The sequence below is a fragment of the Sporosarcina sp. USHLN248 genome, from assembly GCF_037144575.1.
In the GTDB taxonomy this organism is placed as follows: Bacteria; Bacillota; Bacilli; order Bacillales_A; family Planococcaceae; genus Sporosarcina; species Sporosarcina contaminans.
On the sequence record NZ_JBBCZC010000006.1, the window covers coordinates 13,186 to 32,265 of the forward strand.

16 protein-coding genes are annotated in these 19,080 nt (G+C 43.2%); 7 read left to right on the top strand and 9 right to left on the bottom strand.

The genetic code is table 11. From position 1 onward, the window contains the following. Positions 1 to 74: 74 nt before the first annotated feature. The 5 genes from WFH04_RS03605 (at position 75) to WFH04_RS03625 (ending at position 5,651) form a co-directional block, all read left to right on the top strand. Entirely contained in the window at positions 75 to 1,859 is a 1,785-nt protein-coding gene (locus WFH04_RS03605) for a LytS/YhcK type 5TM receptor domain-containing protein (protein WP_336822695.1), read from the top strand. Next, positions 1,837 to 2,571, top strand: a complete 735-nt coding sequence (locus WFH04_RS03610; protein WP_336822696.1) for a LytR/AlgR family response regulator transcription factor — start codon at positions 1,837 to 1,839, stop codon at positions 2,569 to 2,571. The genes WFH04_RS03605 and WFH04_RS03610 overlap by 23 nt, the downstream gene beginning before the upstream one ends. Positions 2,572 to 2,705: 134 nt before the next feature. Continuing rightward, positions 2,706 to 4,511, top strand: coding sequence for a carbon starvation CstA family protein (locus WFH04_RS03615; protein ID WP_336822697.1), 1,806 nt, complete (start codon positions 2,706 to 2,708; stop codon positions 4,509 to 4,511). 233 nt (positions 4,512 to 4,744) lie between these two features. After that, the gene (locus WFH04_RS03620) at positions 4,745 to 5,041 is read left to right on the top strand and encodes a hypothetical protein (RefSeq protein ID WP_336822698.1); all 297 of its coding nucleotides are present in this window, start codon (positions 4,745 to 4,747) and stop codon (positions 5,039 to 5,041) included. Between the two features lie 139 nt (positions 5,042 to 5,180). Next, on the top strand, positions 5,181 to 5,651 hold the full coding sequence (locus tag WFH04_RS03625) for an RDD family protein (protein ID WP_336822699.1): 471 nt from the start codon (positions 5,181 to 5,183) through the stop codon (positions 5,649 to 5,651). 114 nt (positions 5,652 to 5,765) lie between these two features. On the opposite strand, the gene WFH04_RS03630 is transcribed toward WFH04_RS03625, so the two are convergent. Together WFH04_RS03630 and WFH04_RS03635 are read right to left on the bottom strand one after the other, a co-directional pair. After that, a complete protein-coding gene (locus tag WFH04_RS03630; RefSeq protein ID WP_336822700.1) occupies positions 5,766 to 7,187 on the bottom strand; it encodes a vWA domain-containing protein in 1,422 nt (473 codons plus the stop codon). Positions 7,188 to 8,093: 906 nt separating this feature from the next. Further along, positions 8,094 to 8,432 carry a DUF1700 domain-containing protein gene (locus WFH04_RS03635; RefSeq protein WP_336822701.1) on the bottom strand — a complete coding sequence of 113 codons (339 nt, stop codon included), beginning with the start codon at positions 8,430 to 8,432 and terminating at the stop codon, positions 8,094 to 8,096. Between the two features lie 344 nt (positions 8,433 to 8,776). Here WFH04_RS03635 and WFH04_RS03640 point away from each other — a divergent pair, with 344 nt between their 5' ends. After that, positions 8,777 to 9,961: an NAD(P)/FAD-dependent oxidoreductase gene (locus tag WFH04_RS03640; protein WP_336822702.1), complete on the top strand. Its 1,185-nt coding sequence runs from the start codon at positions 8,777 to 8,779 to the stop codon at positions 9,959 to 9,961. An 18-nt stretch (positions 9,962 to 9,979) separates the two neighbouring features. Next, positions 9,980 to 10,846 carry an RNA polymerase sigma factor SigJ gene (gene sigJ / locus WFH04_RS03645; RefSeq protein ID WP_336822703.1) on the top strand — a complete coding sequence of 289 codons (867 nt, stop codon included), beginning with the start codon at positions 9,980 to 9,982 and terminating at the stop codon, positions 10,844 to 10,846. A 116-nt stretch (positions 10,847 to 10,962) separates the two neighbouring features. Here sigJ and WFH04_RS03650 read toward each other — a convergent pair whose 3' ends face one another. From WFH04_RS03650 to WFH04_RS03680, 7 genes are all read right to left on the bottom strand, one after another. Continuing rightward, positions 10,963 to 14,109 carry a DEAD/DEAH box helicase gene (locus WFH04_RS03650; RefSeq protein ID WP_336822704.1) on the bottom strand — a complete coding sequence of 1,049 codons (3,147 nt, stop codon included), beginning with the start codon at positions 14,107 to 14,109 and terminating at the stop codon, positions 10,963 to 10,965. A gap of 89 nt (positions 14,110 to 14,198) precedes the next feature. Further along, complete coding sequence (locus WFH04_RS03655; RefSeq protein ID WP_336822705.1) at positions 14,199 to 14,348, bottom strand: hypothetical protein; 150 nt, start codon at positions 14,346 to 14,348, stop codon at positions 14,199 to 14,201. A gap of 47 nt (positions 14,349 to 14,395) precedes the next feature. Continuing rightward, the gene (locus tag WFH04_RS03660; RefSeq protein WP_336822706.1) at positions 14,396 to 16,102 is read right to left on the bottom strand and encodes an FAD-dependent oxidoreductase; all 1,707 of its coding nucleotides are present in this window, start codon (positions 16,100 to 16,102) and stop codon (positions 14,396 to 14,398) included. Positions 16,103 to 16,520: 418 nt separating this feature from the next. Continuing rightward, positions 16,521 to 17,009 carry a preQ(1) synthase gene (queF, locus tag WFH04_RS03665; protein WP_336822707.1) on the bottom strand — a complete coding sequence of 163 codons (489 nt, stop codon included), beginning with the start codon at positions 17,007 to 17,009 and terminating at the stop codon, positions 16,521 to 16,523. Positions 17,010 to 17,024: 15 nt separating this feature from the next. Then, complete coding sequence (locus tag WFH04_RS03670) at positions 17,025 to 17,612, bottom strand: VUT family protein (RefSeq protein ID WP_336822708.1); 588 nt, start codon at positions 17,610 to 17,612, stop codon at positions 17,025 to 17,027. Beyond that, the gene (gene queC, locus WFH04_RS03675) at positions 17,605 to 18,255 is read right to left on the bottom strand and encodes a 7-cyano-7-deazaguanine synthase QueC (protein ID WP_336822709.1); all 651 of its coding nucleotides are present in this window, start codon (positions 18,253 to 18,255) and stop codon (positions 17,605 to 17,607) included. Before queC ends, WFH04_RS03670 begins: the two co-directional genes overlap by 8 nt. Before the next feature lie 275 nt (positions 18,256 to 18,530). Further along, entirely contained in the window at positions 18,531 to 19,010 is a 480-nt protein-coding gene (locus WFH04_RS03680; protein WP_336822710.1) for a GNAT family N-acetyltransferase, read from the bottom strand. Positions 19,011 to 19,080: the final 70 nt, after the last annotated feature.

Genomic DNA, 19,080 nt, shown 5'->3' on the forward strand with positions numbered 1-19,080 from the left:
CAAAGCTGTATAATGTATCTATCTGTCTATTTCTAAAAAAACAGAAAACGTCAGTTGAACGAGGGGGAAAATAGATGGTTGCGCATTTAATTTTATATATGATCGAGAAAGTCGGGATCATATTGATCGTCGCTTTTCTCTTATCTCATATGAGGTCGTTCCGTCAAATTTTCCATGAAGACAATACGAAACTTGAAAAAGGCGTGCTCATTTGCCTGTTTGGCGGATTCGGCCTCGTCAGTAATTACACCGGGATCGAAATTTTTCAAGATACGATTTCCAATCAAGGAATTCTTCTTGATATCGAGCCGGAAAATGCGATCGCCAATACGAGGGTGATGGGGGCTGCGATCGGTGGACTGCTTGGAGGGCCGGTTGTTGGGCTTGGGGCTGGCTTGATTGCAGGCATCCACCGTTATACATTCGGCGGATTCACCGCTTTCGCCTGTTCTCTTGCTGTTGTAATTGCGGGCGTGGTGGCCGGCTATGCGGGACGCTATCGTCTGAAACACGGAAAACGGATTACAGCGTCCTTCGCGATTAAAATCGGAATGCTGCTTGAAGCGCTGCAAATGGTCCTCATCCTTCTCCTTGCCAAACCGTTTGAACAAGCGTGGCATTTGGTGAAAATCATCGGGCTCCCGATGATTACAATTAACGGGTTAGGGATTCTGTTATTCATGCTAATCATGCAATCCATTTTGAAGGATCAAAATAGAGCACGGGCAAATCAGACGAGCCTCGTTTTCTCCATTGCGGAAAGGACATTGCCCTATTTCAAACAAGGGTTGAATGGGGAATCCAGCAAAGCGATCGCCTCCATTCTTTTGGAAAGCACTGACGCCGATGCGGTGGCCATCACGGACACTAAGCGCGTCTTGACCCATGTCGGCGTTGGCACGGACCATCATATACCGATGGGCGAATTAATTACCCAGTTGACAAAAAACGCTACTGAGAAAGGGCAAATTTGTGTAGCACATACTAAAGAGGAAATTAATTGCAACTCGCCTAATTGCCCGCTAAAAGCCGCCATCGTATTGCCCTTGAAAGTGCAGCAAAATACAGCAGGCACCTTGAAAATGTACTATGCAGATCGCTATAAATTAGACGCCGTCCAACAGCAAATGGCTGAAGGTCTTGCGAATTTATTTTCCACACAACTGGAGCTCTCCGAAATGGAGACGCAAGCTAAATTGCTGCAAGATGCGGAAATTCGGGCATTGCATACACAAATCCATCCACATTTCCTATTCAATAGCTTGAATTCAATCTCTGTGTTGTGCAGAACAGACCCTTTAAAAGCGAGAGATCTAATGCTGGAGCTCAGTTCTTTCTTCCGCAGCAACCTTCAAGGAGCTCGCCAAATGTTTATCCCTTTAGAACAGGAGCTTGAGAATGTAACAGCTTATCTTTCTTTGGAAAGTGCTCGATTTCCCGATAAATATGATGTCAATATTACAGCAGATGACACTTTACTGGATGCCTATATACCACCTTTCCTCCTACAGCCATTAGTTGAAAACGCAATTCATCACGGATTGGCAAAAGGAAAGAATAAGGGGACGATTTCTATTAACATTACAGAACAGAACGGCAATATAGAAATCATCGTTCAGGATAATGGGAAAGGCATTGCACGAGACAAACTAACTATGTTAGGCAAACAAACTGTCCATTCTGACACTGGTGCTGGCACGAGCATTGCCAATATTAGCAAACGATTGGAAGGCCTTTATAATGGCCAAGCTTCCATCTCCATTCAAAGCCACTCGCGCACTGGAACTGCAGTATTCATTTCCATTCCACTGCATTTTAAAGGAGGGAACATGGCAATTGCTGAAAGTATATATAGTTGAAGATGAACCGTTAGCAAGAGATGAATTGCGATTCCTCCTTACAAAGTATGCATTTGTGGAAATTGTGGGAGAATCGGAAAATATGAAGGCGGCCCGGGAAGACATTGCAGCTTTGCAACCGGATCTTGTGTTCCTTGATATCGAGTTAGCCGATGGCAATAGCTTAACTCTCGCAAAAGATTTGCAAACGATTCTGCCAGCTCATGCGGCCATCGTCTTTGCGACAGCCTATGATGAGTACGCACTTAAAGCATTTGATTTGAATGCGGCCGACTACATTTTAAAGCCGATCGCTGAAGCCCGGCTTGAAAAGACGTTGAACAAAGTGAAAGCAATGCTCGACAGACAGAAATCAAATCGGTTTCATCCGCCTCGACAGGAAGCTGGCCATAAATTGGTCGTCTCCGTTGAAGAGCGTATTGTACTTTTGGAGCCAGAAAAGATTTTATATATCGAATCGAACGGGGGAAAATGTATGATTGTCACTTCCGATCAACGTTTTGAAGTAAAAGAGTCGTTAATCAATATGGAAAAGAAGCTGATCGATTTTACTTTCATGCGTGTACACCGCAGCTTCCTCGTGAATATGCAACATATTTGCGAAATCCATCCATGGTTCAACGCAACTTATAATTTAGTTATGAAAGACGATTCTCGAGTTCCCGTCAGCCGCTCTTTCGTCAAGGACTTAAAACAATTGTTCGAATTTTAAGTGCTTTATGCATTTCATATTCGTTTTCTTGCATTCTATGACGGATTCCAAGCAATTCATTTCGAAATCGCTTACATTCTCTTATTTACCAGTAGAATCATAGAAGGCAAAATAAGAGAGGAGATGTTAAGTACATGAATGGAATCACAATTGTTATCGGGTCTGTCTGTATATTGCTAATCGCCTACAGATTATACGGTACGTTCATGGCAGCGAAAGTTTTGAAGTTAGACGATCGACAGCCGACACCCGCACACACATTGGAAGATGGCAAAGACTATGTCCCGACGAATAAATGGGTAACGTTCGGGCATCACTTTGCTGCCATTGCAGCTGCCGGCCCACTTGTCGGTCCAATTTTAGCAGCACAGTTCGGCTATTTGCCAGGCTTGATTTGGTTATTGGTCGGTGCCGTAATTGGCGGTGCCGTCCATGACATCGTCGTCCTTTTCGCTTCCATGAGGCAAAACGGACAATCGTTGTCGGAGATTGCAAAAAAGGAGTTAGGACCGGTAGCAGGATTTTGCACAGGTTTAGCTATGTTATTTATTATTACCATTACGATGGCCGGCCTTTCATTAGTCATTTTAAATGCATTGAGCAACAACCCGTGGGGAACGTTTTCTGTTGCAGCAACAATTCCGATCGCGATGGGAGTTGGCTTGTATCATAAGAAAACAGGCAACTTAAAGCTTGCGACAACGGTCGGGTTCATCCTTATTTTAGCGGCAATTGCTGTGGGGCCAAGCATTCAAGGAACAGCTTTGGGCGACTTTTTAACATTGGAGCCGAGCACAATTGCCCTTGCACTGCCGATCTATGCTTTTTTCGCGGCCGCGTTGCCAGTATGGCTATTGTTAGCGCCGAGGGATTACTTAAGCACGTTCTTAAAGTTAGGAGTATTTTTAGCGTTAATTGTAGGGGTATTCTTTGTTAATCCTACTGTTCAATTCCCGGCATTCACGGAATTTATTAACGGCGGTGGACCGATTATTGCTGGCCCGGTATGGCCGTTCGTTTCCATTACAATTGCGTGCGGAGCCATTTCAGGATTCCATGCCTTCATCGGTTCCGGTACAACGCCTAAAATGATCAACCGTTGGAGCGATATTAAAGGGGTAGCGTTCGGTGCGATGCTCGTTGAGTGTTTAGTTGCCGTCATGGCTTTAATTGCAGCTGTATCGTTAATGCCAGGCGATTACTTCGCGATTAACTCGACTCCAGAAAAATTTGCAACGTTAGGAATGGAAACTGTCCATTTGGATCAATTGAGCAATGAAGTCGGAATGGACTTGGAAGGTCGAACAGGCGGCGCGATTTCACTTGCAGTCGGCATGACGTATATTTTTACGGAAATTCCTTTCTTTAAACATTTGGCGACCTTCTTTTTCCAATTCGTCATCCTATTTGAAGCCATCTTTATCTTAACTGCAATCGACTCTGGCACACGGGTTGCACGTTACTTAATTCAAGACTTCATCGGAAGCTTTATCAAACCGTTGAAGAATCTCAACTCGACACCTGCCAATATCGTAGCGAGTCTATTAGCTTGCTTCATGTGGGGGTACTTGCTCTACACTGGCGACATCAGTTCGGTTTGGGCCCTCTTCGGCGTATCGAACCAATTGATGGCTTCCATCGGATTAATTATCGGCGCAACAGTCATCTTAAAAATCGCGGATAAGCGTATCTATGTGTTAACTTGTCTCATTCCACTTGCATACCTTTACATATCCGTAAACTATGCAGGTTTCTGGATGGTGAAAAACGTCTATTTAAACGAGGCCAATGCCGGCTACAACGTATTGAATGGAGTCTTATCCATCATCATGTTAGTGTTAGGCGTTGTCATTATCGTAGCAACCGCTCTTAAATGGAGCAAACTGTTGAAGTATCCACAAAACGTATTAACGGATCGTGTCAGAGCAGGCACACTTTAAAGATGCCTAAAGTAATCGTAATGCAAAGAGCCAACCGATGTTCATAAGGTTGGCTTTTGGCATTTAGAAAACGCATTGTTTTGCCAAATGTGAATGCGGACTTTGTAAAATTTCAGGGATAAAATGCAGAGTGTAAAATAGGCAAGCATGATAACGATGGACTTTGTGTTGACAGACACCCTCCCCCTATTTCCTATATAATAGGACAGAACTGATCAATAGGAGGAATAACGATGGAATCCAACAATATCGACAAACACATCATTCAAAAATATAAAGATGACGAAAACCTGATGATCCGCCTTTTTGTGCAATGGTGTGCGAATCATGAGCTTGATCCACAAGCGCTTTACCAAAAAGCATATCCAGAACAACCTGCAAATCTTGCATTATTGGAAGTAATTGAAAGTGATGAAGGATTTGATGAATTCCATATCGACAACGAAACGATGCTTGACGTACTTCAACTATTCGGCAATGAAGACCTCGCATTTACTGTCGCTGAGGAAATTCAACGTTTGGAGAAATAACAGTCAAAAGGCAATTTGACCTAACTGCAGCAAGTAAATACATAACATTAGACCCCCGATTTCCAACGTGATACATAGTACCTATTGAATATGGTTCACCTTCCAATAATTAGCTATACTGTCGTGGGAGGTGAAATTTATGAATTATGAAAGTACAATGACTTCTTCGTTAGATCGTAATATAGAGAATAATGCGTATGCTGGTTTTTGGATCCGATTCGGAGCATCCTTAATTGATGGCATCGTCTTAGCGATTCCGCTTACAATTCTTGCTATGATTTTCATTGGCGTTGCTACTGCAAGCGGATCCGACGCATTGGCTGTTATTCTACCTTTGCTCTTGTATATAATTATCTTTGTCACAGCCGCTTTATATTACGTTCTTCTCACGAGCAGTAAATACCAAGGGACTGTTGGAAAAATGATCGTCGGCGTGAAGGTTGTTGACCCTGAAGGCAATCGGATTGGGAAAGGCCGTGCGTTAGGTAGATTCTTTAGCTATTATTTATCGGGCATGTTTTTTAGCATCGGTTATATCATTGCCGGGTTCACACCTAAGAAACAAGCGTTACACGATTATATAGCCTCGACTTATGTTGTAAAGAAATAACGATCACCACTGCTCAGCTTGTCATTTTTCAAGCAAAGCTGAGCAGTCACTAACAAAAAAGACTGTAGGCAAAGTTAAAATCTTTTTCTACAGTCTGCAGGCTTTTTCAAGTAGTTATTCATCCTTCTCCAATTCGGCGTACCATTTCTCTTTCCACGCTTCCACTTTTGCGTCGATTTCATCTCTTGCCTGTTTCGCTTCTTCACTCTTCTGCTCTTTTAATTCATTGAAATGCACGGACCTCAGCTCACCCATTTCCTTAGATAGCTCAAGCACCTCGTTCGCTAGTTCATCCTCAATGAGCTCCTTCTTTTTCAACAAATAAACGGCATCGTTGATTCGCGTAGTCTCTCGGTCGGAAATATTTTTGAGCGGTTCGTGGATAGCAATAAGCGCCTCCTTTTGATGGACCAAATCTTGCAACATGACGCCTTGCTGGCTCATCACTTGCATCATGCTTGGCTTCCATTTCTTAATGAGGACCCCTTCAAATTCGGAAGGATTCCGCACCGTCGCATATTCACCGCCGCCTGCCTCCGCCACTGTTTTCAACTCATTTTGTCCTTCATCATCAACGTCGAAGCCAATTATATTCACCTTCGCCTCAATGTCGCTATCATGCAGCTTTTTCGCTGCAGCAACAGGATCTCCGTCACAAGTTTCTACACCATCACTTACGATATATACAATATTCCTGTAATGCTCTTTATCATAGGATGAAAGATACTCATGCGCCGTTTCCATCGCTCCGGCTAGTGGCGTCCAGCCACTCGCTCCAAAAGAATCCATCGCTTTTTGGAATGAACCCGCCTCATATGCACCTAACGGATAAACTTCTTCGATCGAACTACAAGAAAGCTGTTTATCCGCCTCCGTCCCGGCACCTTTATGGCCATACGCAAATAAGGAAACATTGACATCATCGGACAGCTGGCCAGTAAAATCTTCAATCGCCTGCTTCGCAAGTGCCATGCGCGACTCGCCACCAATTTCCGCCTTCATGCTTCCACTAGCATCCATCAAGATGACGACATTCGTCTTTTGTCTTTTCGCAATCTCAATTTCGTCCTCGCCTTCTGGCAACTCAGGCATGACATACCCATGAGTATACGATGACAACTGGTCATAAAATGTAGCATACTGCCCCGAACCTAATTGATAAACGAGATAATCATAAACTTCATCTGCGTTCAAATCCGTATGTTCCTCGAAATAGGCAGGTAGCTCATCCTCCATAATTCCTTGAAACGTATCTTCATAGAAGCGATGATAATAAACCCAATCGACCAACCGAGCTGCCTCCACATCCGGCTTCATATGCGCTTCCACCAATTTCCCGGCAGGTTGTAAAATCATATCCTCTATCGTACGCGCCGCCACAGGGATTTGCTCATCTGCAGCTGCCTTCGTTTCTTCATCCGGAATCGAGCCCTCCGACTCCACTTCAGGTTCAGGCTTTTGCTTTTCACTGCATGCCGCAAGCATCATAAGGCATGCAACGATCATTGCAACATATTGATAATGTATCCGCTTCACCAAATCCACTCCCTTTGACAGAACTATCTGTTATACGATAATGAACCGTAACCGTTCCTATGTATAAACACCTATATTATGGAATAGGCCGTTCCATCCAGTTATATTCGGCATTTTCCTGAAAAAACATTCCCCCAAATGCCTATTTGCGAATGAAAGCGCTCATAAAAGCTCGTAAAAACGTAGAACTCTCACGCCCCACGCATAAATCCAAACAACTACTTATAAATTAATGAACACACGCATAACTGCTCACAGAAACGCAGAACTCCCACACCCCACGCATAAAAACAACCAACAACTCATAAATCAATAATTACAAGCATAATTGCCCACGAAAACGCAAAACTCCCACACCCCACGCATAAATCCAAACAACAACTCATAAATCAATAATTACAAGCATAATTGCCCACGAAAACGCAATACTCTTACTCCACACGCATAAACACAACCAACAACTCATAAATCAATAATTACAAGCATAATTGCGCACGAAAACGCAATACTCTCGCACCCCACGCATAAACACAACCAACAACTCATAAATCAATAATTACACGCATAATTTCCCACGAAAACGCAAAACTCTTACGCCACACGCATAAACACAACCAACAACTCATAAATCAATAATTACAAGCATAATTGCGCACGAAAACGCAATACTCTCGCGCCCCACGCATAAATCCAAACAACAACTCATAAATCAATATTGACAAGCATAATTGCCCACGAAAACGCAAAACTCTTACGCCACACGCATAAACCAAAAAAGAGACTCATAAATAAATCGATACACGCATCACCCACCCGTAAAAATCCATTATTATATGAAATCCATGCCACGAAAAAACAGCAGCCCTCTCCACTTCAATCAGAGATAGCTGCTGCTATTGAAGAATTTTAAATTGCATTCGCATCCGGCACCTTATAAATTGCCTTCTTGTTATATTCAACATATTTCATAAACAAAGCACCTAAATACCTTGTAGCCTTTACAGCCAAAGGCAATAGCGCCATGCCAATGAATAAGAGTACAACGCTAAAAACCGTTTGCAAAACACTAAATGGTTGTAAACCAATTACGTTTGACAACAATAATAAAATTGGCGATACAGCAAATGAAACGACAATCGTCCATAGGGAAAATAATAATCCTGCTACTGCAATGGCCACTCCAGAAAATAAGACAAGATTAAAAAATATCACGCCAAACAAAGCGAAATAGTTAATATTCTTCACCGAACTCCCTCCCTATCGTTATATTAATTATAGGCTACATTCGAAAATAGTATTCGGACTTTAGTCTGATTTCGTATAAATGAAACTGTTATCTCAATAAACAGTCTATACTTTTCTACATTTATAAATGATGCTTCCCTACTCTATATTGCATCACTTCAAACTGATTTTAAATCAGATTCGTTACTAAACCTTAAGGGAGTAAATTAGATTTATCAATTATTAACACCTCACCCTTTTATGGTCAACTTGAAGTGTCAGTCAAGAAATGTGTATACAAGTTAGAATGTCACAAAACAGCTCCCTATCTCGTTATATGGGAAACGAGATAAGGAGTGATCATTATGACAATACGAACTTGTGTAGTTGTAGGTGGCGGATATGCAGGTATCCATGCATTAACATCCATTCAAAAATATGTTACAAAATCTTCCAAACAGAAGCTTCGACTAATATTAATTGATAAGAATCCGTATCATTTACGAAAGGTTTTACTTTTTAGGCCGGCAATTGGGGTAGAGGAAATAACAATTCCTTTAAAAGAACTATTTCCAGAAGGGGTTGAAATAGTTCAGGCTACGGTAAAAAACGTTGAGGCGGAAAATAAAAGTATTCATTATCAAGACAATTTGAGCAAGGAGCATATACTTACTTATGATTTCCTCATCCTCGCTGTAGGCAGTAGTGTTCGCAAACCAGATCCTTCACAAGGTGGCATCGCTTTAACTGATATAGAGTCCGCAAGAGAAATCCAAAAGAAGTGGCGTTCCAATCTTCACAAGGCAAAAAATGAACAAAATCCGGTATTGCGGTCTTCCCTCATGACAATTGCTGTAGCTGGTGCTGGCATTAGCGGCATAGAGACATCTGCTGAACTATCATATTATGTCCGGGCAGATGCAAAATCGTTAGGACTTGACCCTAATGAGGTGAAGATCGTTCTTTTGAACTCGCATCATCGACTCTTTCGGGAAGGGCCGACTAAAGTAGGGGATGTATTAGAACAAGAGCTTGTAAAGAGAGGCGTAACAATTAAACACAATTGTAAAGCGTTAAAGGAAGAAAACGGCATCATTACGCTTTCGACTGGTGAAACGTTACCACTTGGTCTATGCATCTGGACATTGGGACTTGTGCCAAATCCATTTGTCAGGAAATTGGGGATGCCTCTCACTGATGAAGGGTGCGTAATCGTAGATGCAAGTTATCGCGTAACGGGATTTCAAGACGTATACTGTATTGGAGACTGTGCACAAATTGTTGATCCGATTAGTGGCAAGAAGGATGGTAAGACATGCAAGGAAGCTTCCTCACAAGCCTCTCGACTTGGCCGTATCCTATTGGCGGATTGGAAAGGCGCACAGGCACCTTTGCATAAAAGTTATATGGATTTCTACTGTATTAGTCTTGGTCCGGGATATGGCATTGCATGGTTCCGTAGATGGGGGCTATCCATTACGGTATCTGGGATAGTAGGTTGGATGATTCGAAAGTGGACATGGGATATTGCAAGTTTGATTAAAAGATAGACAGGTCGTGGGAATAACTTGAGACATGATGAAATTGAAAACTATTATATTCAATATAGAAGACTTCTTTTCACGTTGGCTTATCAATTAACCGGCTCTGCTGTTGATGCAGAAGACGTGGTACACGATGTTTTCCTGAAATTACATGACGTGAAACTTGAGTGTCTCGTTGAGCCAAAAGCCTACTTATGTAAAATGGCTACAAATCGCTCTCTGGATGTACTAAAATCCGCTAGCCGAAAGCGTGAACAGTATGTTGGTCATTGGCTGCCGGAGCCCATTCGTTTATCAGATGATGAACTGGTGGAATCAGTTATCCAAAATGATCTATTATCGTATGCAATGATGATTGTGCTTGAGAAATTGACACCTATAGAACGGGCAGCATTCGTACTGCATGAAGGGCTCTCTTTTAACTACTCGGTAATTGCAAAAATCATCGGTAAAAGTGAAGTGAATTGCAGGCAGCTTGTCAGTCGTGTTAGAAGAAAGATAGGTGTTCATGCCAATGGTCCAATTCATGAGGAAGCAATCGATAGAAAATGGATTGAACGGTTTCTTTCAGTCCTTGAACAAGGAGATATGAATCAAGTCATTTCCATGTTAGCAGAAGATGTTACGCTGATTTCCGATGGAGGTGGAAAAGCGTTGGCAGCTATTCATCCGATTCAATCGAGTAACCATGTTGCCCGGTTCCTTTTAGGGATTATGAGAAAAGCGTCAATAGGTAATGGTAATGTCGAAATTACAGAATTGAATGGTCAAGTCGGCATTATTTACCGCAACGATCAAAAAGTCGACACCGTTGTATTTATGCACGTTCAGAAGAAAGTCGTTCGCAACTTTTACTTCATTAGAAACCCAGACAAATTGAAGCATCTTTAAAAGAAACAGTGAGTGTTGTACAACATGTCAAAAATGAAAATGGAAGCGGCATCCTCGAAAACGGAACAAAAGCACCAATCTCCTATCCGTTCACATCCCGCTTCCCGCCACTCCCCTTAAATCTGCAACAGCTCTTTAATATCCTCCTCTGTCAACGAACCAACGCCCGCGTCATCCTCACCGAGGATTTCTTGAATCAAATTCTTCTTCCGCTCTTGCAATTCATTCATTTTATCCTCAATTGTTCCCCTTGCAACAAGCTTAATGACTTGAACGGCTTGTTTTTGTCCGATTCGGTGTGCGCGGTCGGCGGCCTGTTCTTCGACTGCGGGATTCCACCAAAGATCATACATAATGACGGTGTCCGCCCCTGTCAAATTCAACCCGGTTCCGCCTGCTTTCAAGGAAATGAGGAACAAATCGCGCTCTCCGGCATTGAACCGATTGCATAGCTCCAACCGTTCTTCTGATGGCGTTTGCCCGTCTAAATAAAAATACGGTGTTCCGTCCATCGCCAAGTCCTTGCCGATCATCTCAAGCATTTTCGTGAACTGCGAAAAGATGAGCACCCTTCTTCCCGCTCGCTTCGCTTCCTCGATGAGCTGCTTCAGCTGTTCAAATTTCGCTGAGCTTCCTTTATACCCATCTACGAACAATGCTGGGTGGCAGCAAATTTGGCGCAACCTCGTCAGTCCCGCCAAGATTCGTATTTTATTTTTCCGCAGTGTGTCCTTATCCAAATGCCGCAATGTATCATGCCGCAGTTTCGCCAAATAGGCCGCGTAAAGCTTCTTCTGTTCCGGCAGTAATTCCGTTGACTCCATCAATTCGATTTTATCCGGAAGCTCATCAAGAACATCTTCCTTCACCCGTCTTAATAAAAAAGGACGAACACGGCGAGCAACCGTTTTTCTTGTAAGCTCACTAAATTGCTGAAGTCCACCGAACAATTCCGGAAAAACGACATGGAAAATCGACCATAATTCCTCTAACGCATTCTCGATCGGCGTTCCTGTCAAAGCAAATCGATGAGTCGCCTGCAGCTTTTTCACTGTTCGCGCCGTTTGGGTGAACGGATTTTTAAAAGCTTGTGCCTCATCAAAAAACACTGTATGGAAGTCCTGCTTTTCATACCATGCAATATCTCTCCGAATTAACGGATAAGATGTGATCCAGACATCCTTTCCAACCGCATTAGCCTGTCGTTCGAATCGCTCTTTTTTAGTGCCATCCAAAACGATCGCATTGACGTCAGGAGTGAATTTTTTCAACTCACTTAGCCAGTTGTACGTTAAAGAAGATGGGCAAATGATCAATACCGGCCGTTTTTCCTCTCGAATCTTAGGAAGCTCGGACACGATGAACGCGATGCTTTGCAACGTCTTGCCAAGCCCCATATCGTCAGCTAATACACCGCCGACTCCGAATTCCGCGATTGTTTTCATCCATTGGTAGCCGATTTTTTGATAGTCCCTTAACACCGTTTCCAATTGCGCGGGCACTTCCACCCCCGAGTTTTCAGGGCTTTGCAGTCGTTCAAGGAATGCTCGAGCCGATTCCTCCACGGAAAAAAGTTCGTCTTTGTGAATGGTTTCTAAAAAGCGGATACCACGTACAATCGGGACATTCAACCCTTTTTCCAAGTCCTCAAGACTGCCCGGAACTTCATTCAAAAAGCGTTGGATTTCTTCAAATTCCCTTGTCTCCAATGAAAGAAGGGCACCGCCTCGCAATCGGTAATACTTCCGCTTTTCCTCCAATGCTTTAAGAATGCCGCGAATCTGATTGTCAGGGATGCCATCCATACTGAATTTGAACTCCAGCCAATTCGTCCGTTCTTCGTACGCTTTGACGCGAATACGCGGTTTAGGAGCTTCTCTGAAAATCCGAACTCGAATCGAAGTCGTTGCATACACATGCACTAATTTTTCTAACTTCGGGAGAATGTGATAAAGAAACTCATATTCCAATTCCTCATTGTGCAAAACATACCCTTCATCGGTCTGAGCAAATGAACTTTCTTCCATTAATCGCAAAATTTCTTTTTCCTTTTCCAAGTCTCGTACTAGTACAGAGCCCGACGGTTCATCACGCTCCGTCAAAGGATTGATTGCGATATGATCGTATTGGAACTCGAGGCTTGCCAATAATTTATTGTTCACCCGGTCAAGGAAGAGTTTCGCCTTTAGCGGTGATTTTACAAGCTTGTCTAAAACCGTTTCATCCAACTGCACTTCGCCGATCCGCCGCAAGCCGGGAACGACCTTCTCGATGAAAAAGCCGATTTGTTCAGTGGAGATTGGTAAATGACGGGTCCCTGACGTTTCGACCATCCGCTTCAAATCAGCAAGTCGTTTACAATCCTCGCCGCTCATCTGGAACAATCGCCCGTCAGTCAGGCAGATCCCATAAGCTGGCAATACTTGCACATAGCCTAACCCATCCATTTTCAACGAGTGACCGTGTCCCGGGCGATTTTCAAAATGAAATCGGACAGGCAATATGTCATCCGTTACTTGGAAAGCCGTTTGTTTGCCGCCGCTTCGCAATGAAACACTCTGTGCTTCATTCAAAACCTGCAAAAGCCTTGGCCATGATGAAGGAGGGATGATCAGTGTATCTGAACTGATTGCGCGATGCCGAAAAGCTTTGCTCCCATGATGAATGTCAATCAGTTGCCGGAAGACAGCATCTGCTTCATAGCTGAAGCATTGAAGTTTAGCATCAAACGTGAAAGCTGGTGTCAGCTTGCTCACCCGCCCTTCATTCACATCCTCCAAAAATTGTTGAATATCCTCCACTGGATCGTTCTCCACTTGCAGCTCAATGCCAAGCATAACTTCCTTCGACACGGCAACAGGGCGCAATATAAACGCCAGATCGACAACTTCCCTATTTTCAAAATGCAGCTGATGCCCGCTTGACCTCGGTTTCTCATTGAAAAGGGAGAGCAATCCTTCCGTCAATTGCTGTTCACTGACAGGCTCCCGCCGTTCATTGATGGCAATTAAAACAGCCGCCACATGCTGGCATTTATATCGATAGAAAGGAAGATCAGGACAACTGCATTCCGTCACTAACTTATCATTTTCCAAGCCGACCGTTACATGAAATTTCTCTTTACCAGACACAACCGCTTTGCAACGCTGATCACTATATTGTTCAATTATGACATGCCCCGCGCGGTTAAACATTTCGCCACGTTTGAAAGAGACGGCGCCGCACAGGCTCATAATTTCCTTTTCTGTTACATGAATACTCAATTAGCTTGCCTCCTTATCGGCAGCAGTATCGATCTAAACAATTTATATACACTATCTTATCATTTCTGCAATTAACTCAAGCAGTAAAATTAATCCTTCTCGTGCTTCCGCTCCGAACCTGTGATAAAAACTTGAAACAAAAACCAATCCACTCGGCGCATAACAGCCGTGAACAGCTCATTTTCATAGTCAAAACGCATAACGACATAGGAAGGGCGAATAAACAGCCCTTTTCTCATAGAAAAAACCACCTAATGTTGCTCATTAGATGGTTTCTACTTGCACACTATATCGTTACATTTTCATCCGTGACATCACTTTTGGACAGTGTCTCCTGTTTCTCCTTGCAATGAAGTGCTGCAATATAGCCGAATGTCATGCCTGGGCCGATCGTTGCGCCGGGTCCAGGATACGATTCGCCCATGACGGCTGCCGAGCAGTTGCCGCAAGCATACAACCCTTCGATCGGAATACCGTCTTCTTTTAATACACGGGCATACTGATCAATGACGACCCCGCCTTTCGTTCCGATGTCACCCGGATATACTTTTAATGCATAAAAAGGCGCTTTGTCAATCGCATCTAAATTGGGATTGTCCAATGTCGGGTCGCCATAATATCGGTCATGCTCCGTTTCGCCTCTGTTGAAATCCAAGTCTTTGCCCGTTTTGGCAAATTCATTGAAACGTTCTACCGTCTGTACTAAATTTCCTGTCGGTATATTCATCTTCTCTTCTAAACCGGCAATAGTATCGCTTTTCAATACGACATCATGATCGTAATACGCTTTCGGGAAGTCCTGTCCCGGGAAAAGGCCTGCAAAAAGATGCCTTTTCTTCGCTTTATGGTCTAAGATGATCCATGAATGGATTGCTTTTCCGCCTGTTCTTTCATGATGCTCATACATTTTATCGACAAACTCATGATACGGCGTCGGCTCGTTTATATATCGGTTTCCATCTTGGTCTGTAATGATCATCGAAGGAATCGCCCTATCAGCAACTAAGAAAAAAGGTGTCCCCGTATGATCAATGATGGACGGCGCCCCCCACACTTTGTCCATAAATCCAAGCTTCGCACCCAATCTTAATGCAGGAGACAGCAAATCACCAGTTTGCCCTTCCGGCGAAGAAGTCCAAGCCTGATCCGTCGGAGCCGGAAGATACTTCTCGCGATATTCCTGCTTCCTCGAAAAACCGCCTGAGGCAAATATGACACCTTTATTTGCTTTCACATTCGCTTCCTTGCCGTCTTTCATAATTTTAATGCCAACAACCGCTCCGTCCTCAACAACGAGATCAACAAACGGGCTATTTAGCCAAAGCTCGCCTTCTAACTCCTTATAAGCTAAAGCAAGCCTTCCAATTAAAGCTTGGCCTAAAGAAGAATAACGGGTTCTGAATATCAAATATTGCACAAGCCTCCAGCCTAACGTCAAACTCCTCGCCTTGCCTTTCCAAGTTCTCGTTATCATATTAACATGGCGGAAATCTTGTCCCGTCATGACAAATCCCTTCGTATCCATCGCCGGAGGCTTCATCAATTTCCGCCAGTCTCCAAGCTTGTTCAAGTTGAAAACCGGGGGTTCGATTGAACGACCTTTCCCTTTTCCGCCCTTCAATTGCGGGTAGTAATCTGAATAATCCTTTGCATACGAAAATCTTATATGCTCCGAAGTGTCATGCATGTAATCCAACATTTCTACACCGCGCCTTAAATACGTCTCTTTCATCTCGTCCGAAGTTTTGTCCCTGACCGTCTCATCCAAATACGTTTTCGCATCCTCAAAACTATCCTGTACACCCGCCTCTTTCAAATACCGATTGTTCGGAATCCAAACGCCTCCGCCAGAAAGCGCCGAAGCTCCTCCGAAATATTGCTCTTTTTCAATTAATACTGTTTTCAAACCTTCTCTTTTTCCTGTAATCGCCGCAGAAAATCCCGATGCCCCAGAGCCTACTACAACCAAATCGTATTCATAATCCCACTCCACGAAAAGCCCCCCAGACTGTTTTCAATTTCGTATTGAAGATTTCCCTAACGTTCTGCCTGCCGTTTAATAGTATGTATTCCTGGTGCTTTTTATTATCCTCATCATTTCAAACACGCAAATAGAACGCTCCCGCTCATACAATTTCCCTCTTGTTTCTTGCAACTGCCATTCGATTTATACGTTAAATTCCTACTCGTAAAGCGAAAATAAGCAGTACACATCCCCTTTCATTCAACAAAATAACACCCTCTTCCAAAACTATTAAATATTCATTATTCAGACTATCACTATTAATGTATCACATATATTCCTAATAGTCTTTCTTTTCAATGAAATATCAGTGCCATGTAAGACGCTCCTTTCGTACCAAAAAAGCGTTAGATCCCCGTAATAAAGGATCTAACGCTTGTCATTCTATTTATCGATTATCAATGTTTTCCGGATACATATCATGCTGCATAAGCCGGTTTTTCGCCATCTCTTCAAACACTGTGCCAGGCTTTCCGTAATTGCAATACGGGTCAATGGAGATGCCGCCGCGCGGAGTGAATTTTGCCCACACTTCAATATACCGCGGGTCCATCAATTCAATTAAGTCTTTCATAATAATATTTACACAGTCTTCATGGTAGGCTCCATGATTCCGGAAACTGAACATGTATAATTTCAATGACTTGCTTTCGACCATGCGCACATCCGGAATATACGAAATATAGACGGATGCGAAATCCGGCTGTCCCGTCATCGGGCAAAGACTTGTAAACTCAGGAATATTGAACTTTACAAAATAATCGTTTTCTTGATGCTGGTTTTCAAATGTTTCAAGCACTTCCGGATTGTAATCATAAAGGTATTCCGTATTTTGATTTCCAAGCAGCGTAAGATCTTTCGTATCACTTTGTTTCATTCGATTTGTCCTCCCTTATCGTGTTGCCCGCACTGTTTGCGGAACTGTATCGTTAACGTCTGATATATTCGGTTCATAAATGCCCAATTTCATAACAAAATGTCTAATGCCACCGGCTACGACTAGTTGCATAAGCGTTTTCGCTACCCACTGTCCCGCAATCGCATACGGAACGAGCTCCCACGGAACAAACTTGAGACCTAAAGGACCGATTCCGATAATGACGAACACGGCCGAATCAAGAAAGCCGGCAATAACGCCCGAATACATGACACGCTTCACAAAAGGAAGCTTAAAACGTGTATAGATTTCCGTATCAACCGTTTCAGATATAATAAAGCTTAGAGTCGATGCAAATACGACCCATAGCGCGTCGCCAAGCAAGTGGCTTGTAATCGCAGACAATGCAAGCGCAGCGACAATCCACATATACGTTTTCGCGCGGCCGTATCGATTTTGGACCATATCCCGCATAACGAGCGTCAATCCAATGAATAGTGTTCCATAAGGTATGATGAATAAGCCTAATTCAAGCGGCGCAAATTTCGCTGTAACCACATTGGCAGCTACAATTGAAAGCATATAAATAAGAATTCTAAGCATATATACGGCCCCCTGATAGGTAAGCTTCAAGACCGTTCTTTCGTAATTTGCATGAAGGACACTCCCCGCATCCATCACCGATGATTCCGTTGTAACAAGTCGTCGTATTCGTTCGAATATACTCCAACATGCCCATCATATCCGCCATTTCCCATACATCCGCCTTCGTTTTCCACATTAACGGCGTATGGATCTCAAATCTTGTATCCATCGCAAGATTCAGCGTCAAATTCAAGGATGCAATAAAATCATTCCGGCAATCGGGATAACCGCTGAAATCCGCCTCACTGACACCCGTAATGATATGTCTCGCTCCAATACGCTTTGCGTAAATGGCAGCGAAAGATAGGAAAATATGATTTCTCCCTTCGACAAACGTATTCGGAACTTCGCCCGCCTCGTCAATCTCCATTTCACTTCGGGTCATGGCATTCTCCGTCAGCTGATTCAGCAAATTCAAATCCATGATCGTCTGGCGAACGCCTAAATCCTCAGCAATCTTCTTCGCCGAACCTATTTCCGAACTATTTCTTTGGCCATACAAAAAAGTGACGGCTTCAACTTCGTCAAACGTCTCCAATGCCCAAAGGAGACACGTCGTTGAATCCTGCCCGCCACTAAATACGACTACTGCCTTTTCCATATGTACTTCCTCCCTAGTTTTTATTATAGAGGGGATGGTTTCGAACCCTCTCACTATGAGTATACATAGTTTTGTCATTTGAAGATACCGTTTGTTGGCACGACATGATGATAGACAGTATTCGCGTGTACTGTTCAGAGTTAAAATTAGGTTGGCCATCAAACTTAAAAGCACCTCTGAACTAGATCGCAAACTCACCCTTCAAGCTTTACAAAAGGAGGCTACTCCTACTGGAATAGCCTAATAGATCGAAGATAGTTTCATCAGGTTTTCACTTATAGAATGAGCCTCGCCACCATTTCATCTTCCTCTTCATCCATGCCGATCTCCCGAAAACCAAATTTCGCATAAAGATGTCGAGCAGCCTCGTTTTCAGGGGCGTAAGAAAGATAGACAGCGCTTGCTTCTCCTTGAGGATATGACCGAATATACTCAAGAACCTTTTGAAAAGCTTTCGTTCCAATCCCTTTGTTTTGGTACCGCCGATCGATCATGAAACGGAGGATTCCATAAGCTTCTTCTTCGCCATACTCATTTTCTTCTGCGGTGTCGTGATACACCATTACAAATCCGATCATCGTTTCATCGTCATAAATTGCAAAAGTCATTGCCGGCAATTCATCATTTAGCAAAGCAACATATGATTGCGCAAGACTATAGACATTCGATGCCAAGAAGCCTTTCTGTTCCTCTGTTAACTGTAACTGAATGCACTCATCAAAATTCTCCCAAGTTATGTTACGTAATTCAATCATCATGTACCTCCTGTATGTGTTGTTTTTATTGCATACGTGAAAACAAACAACGCAGGAGGTCCACGTGAAT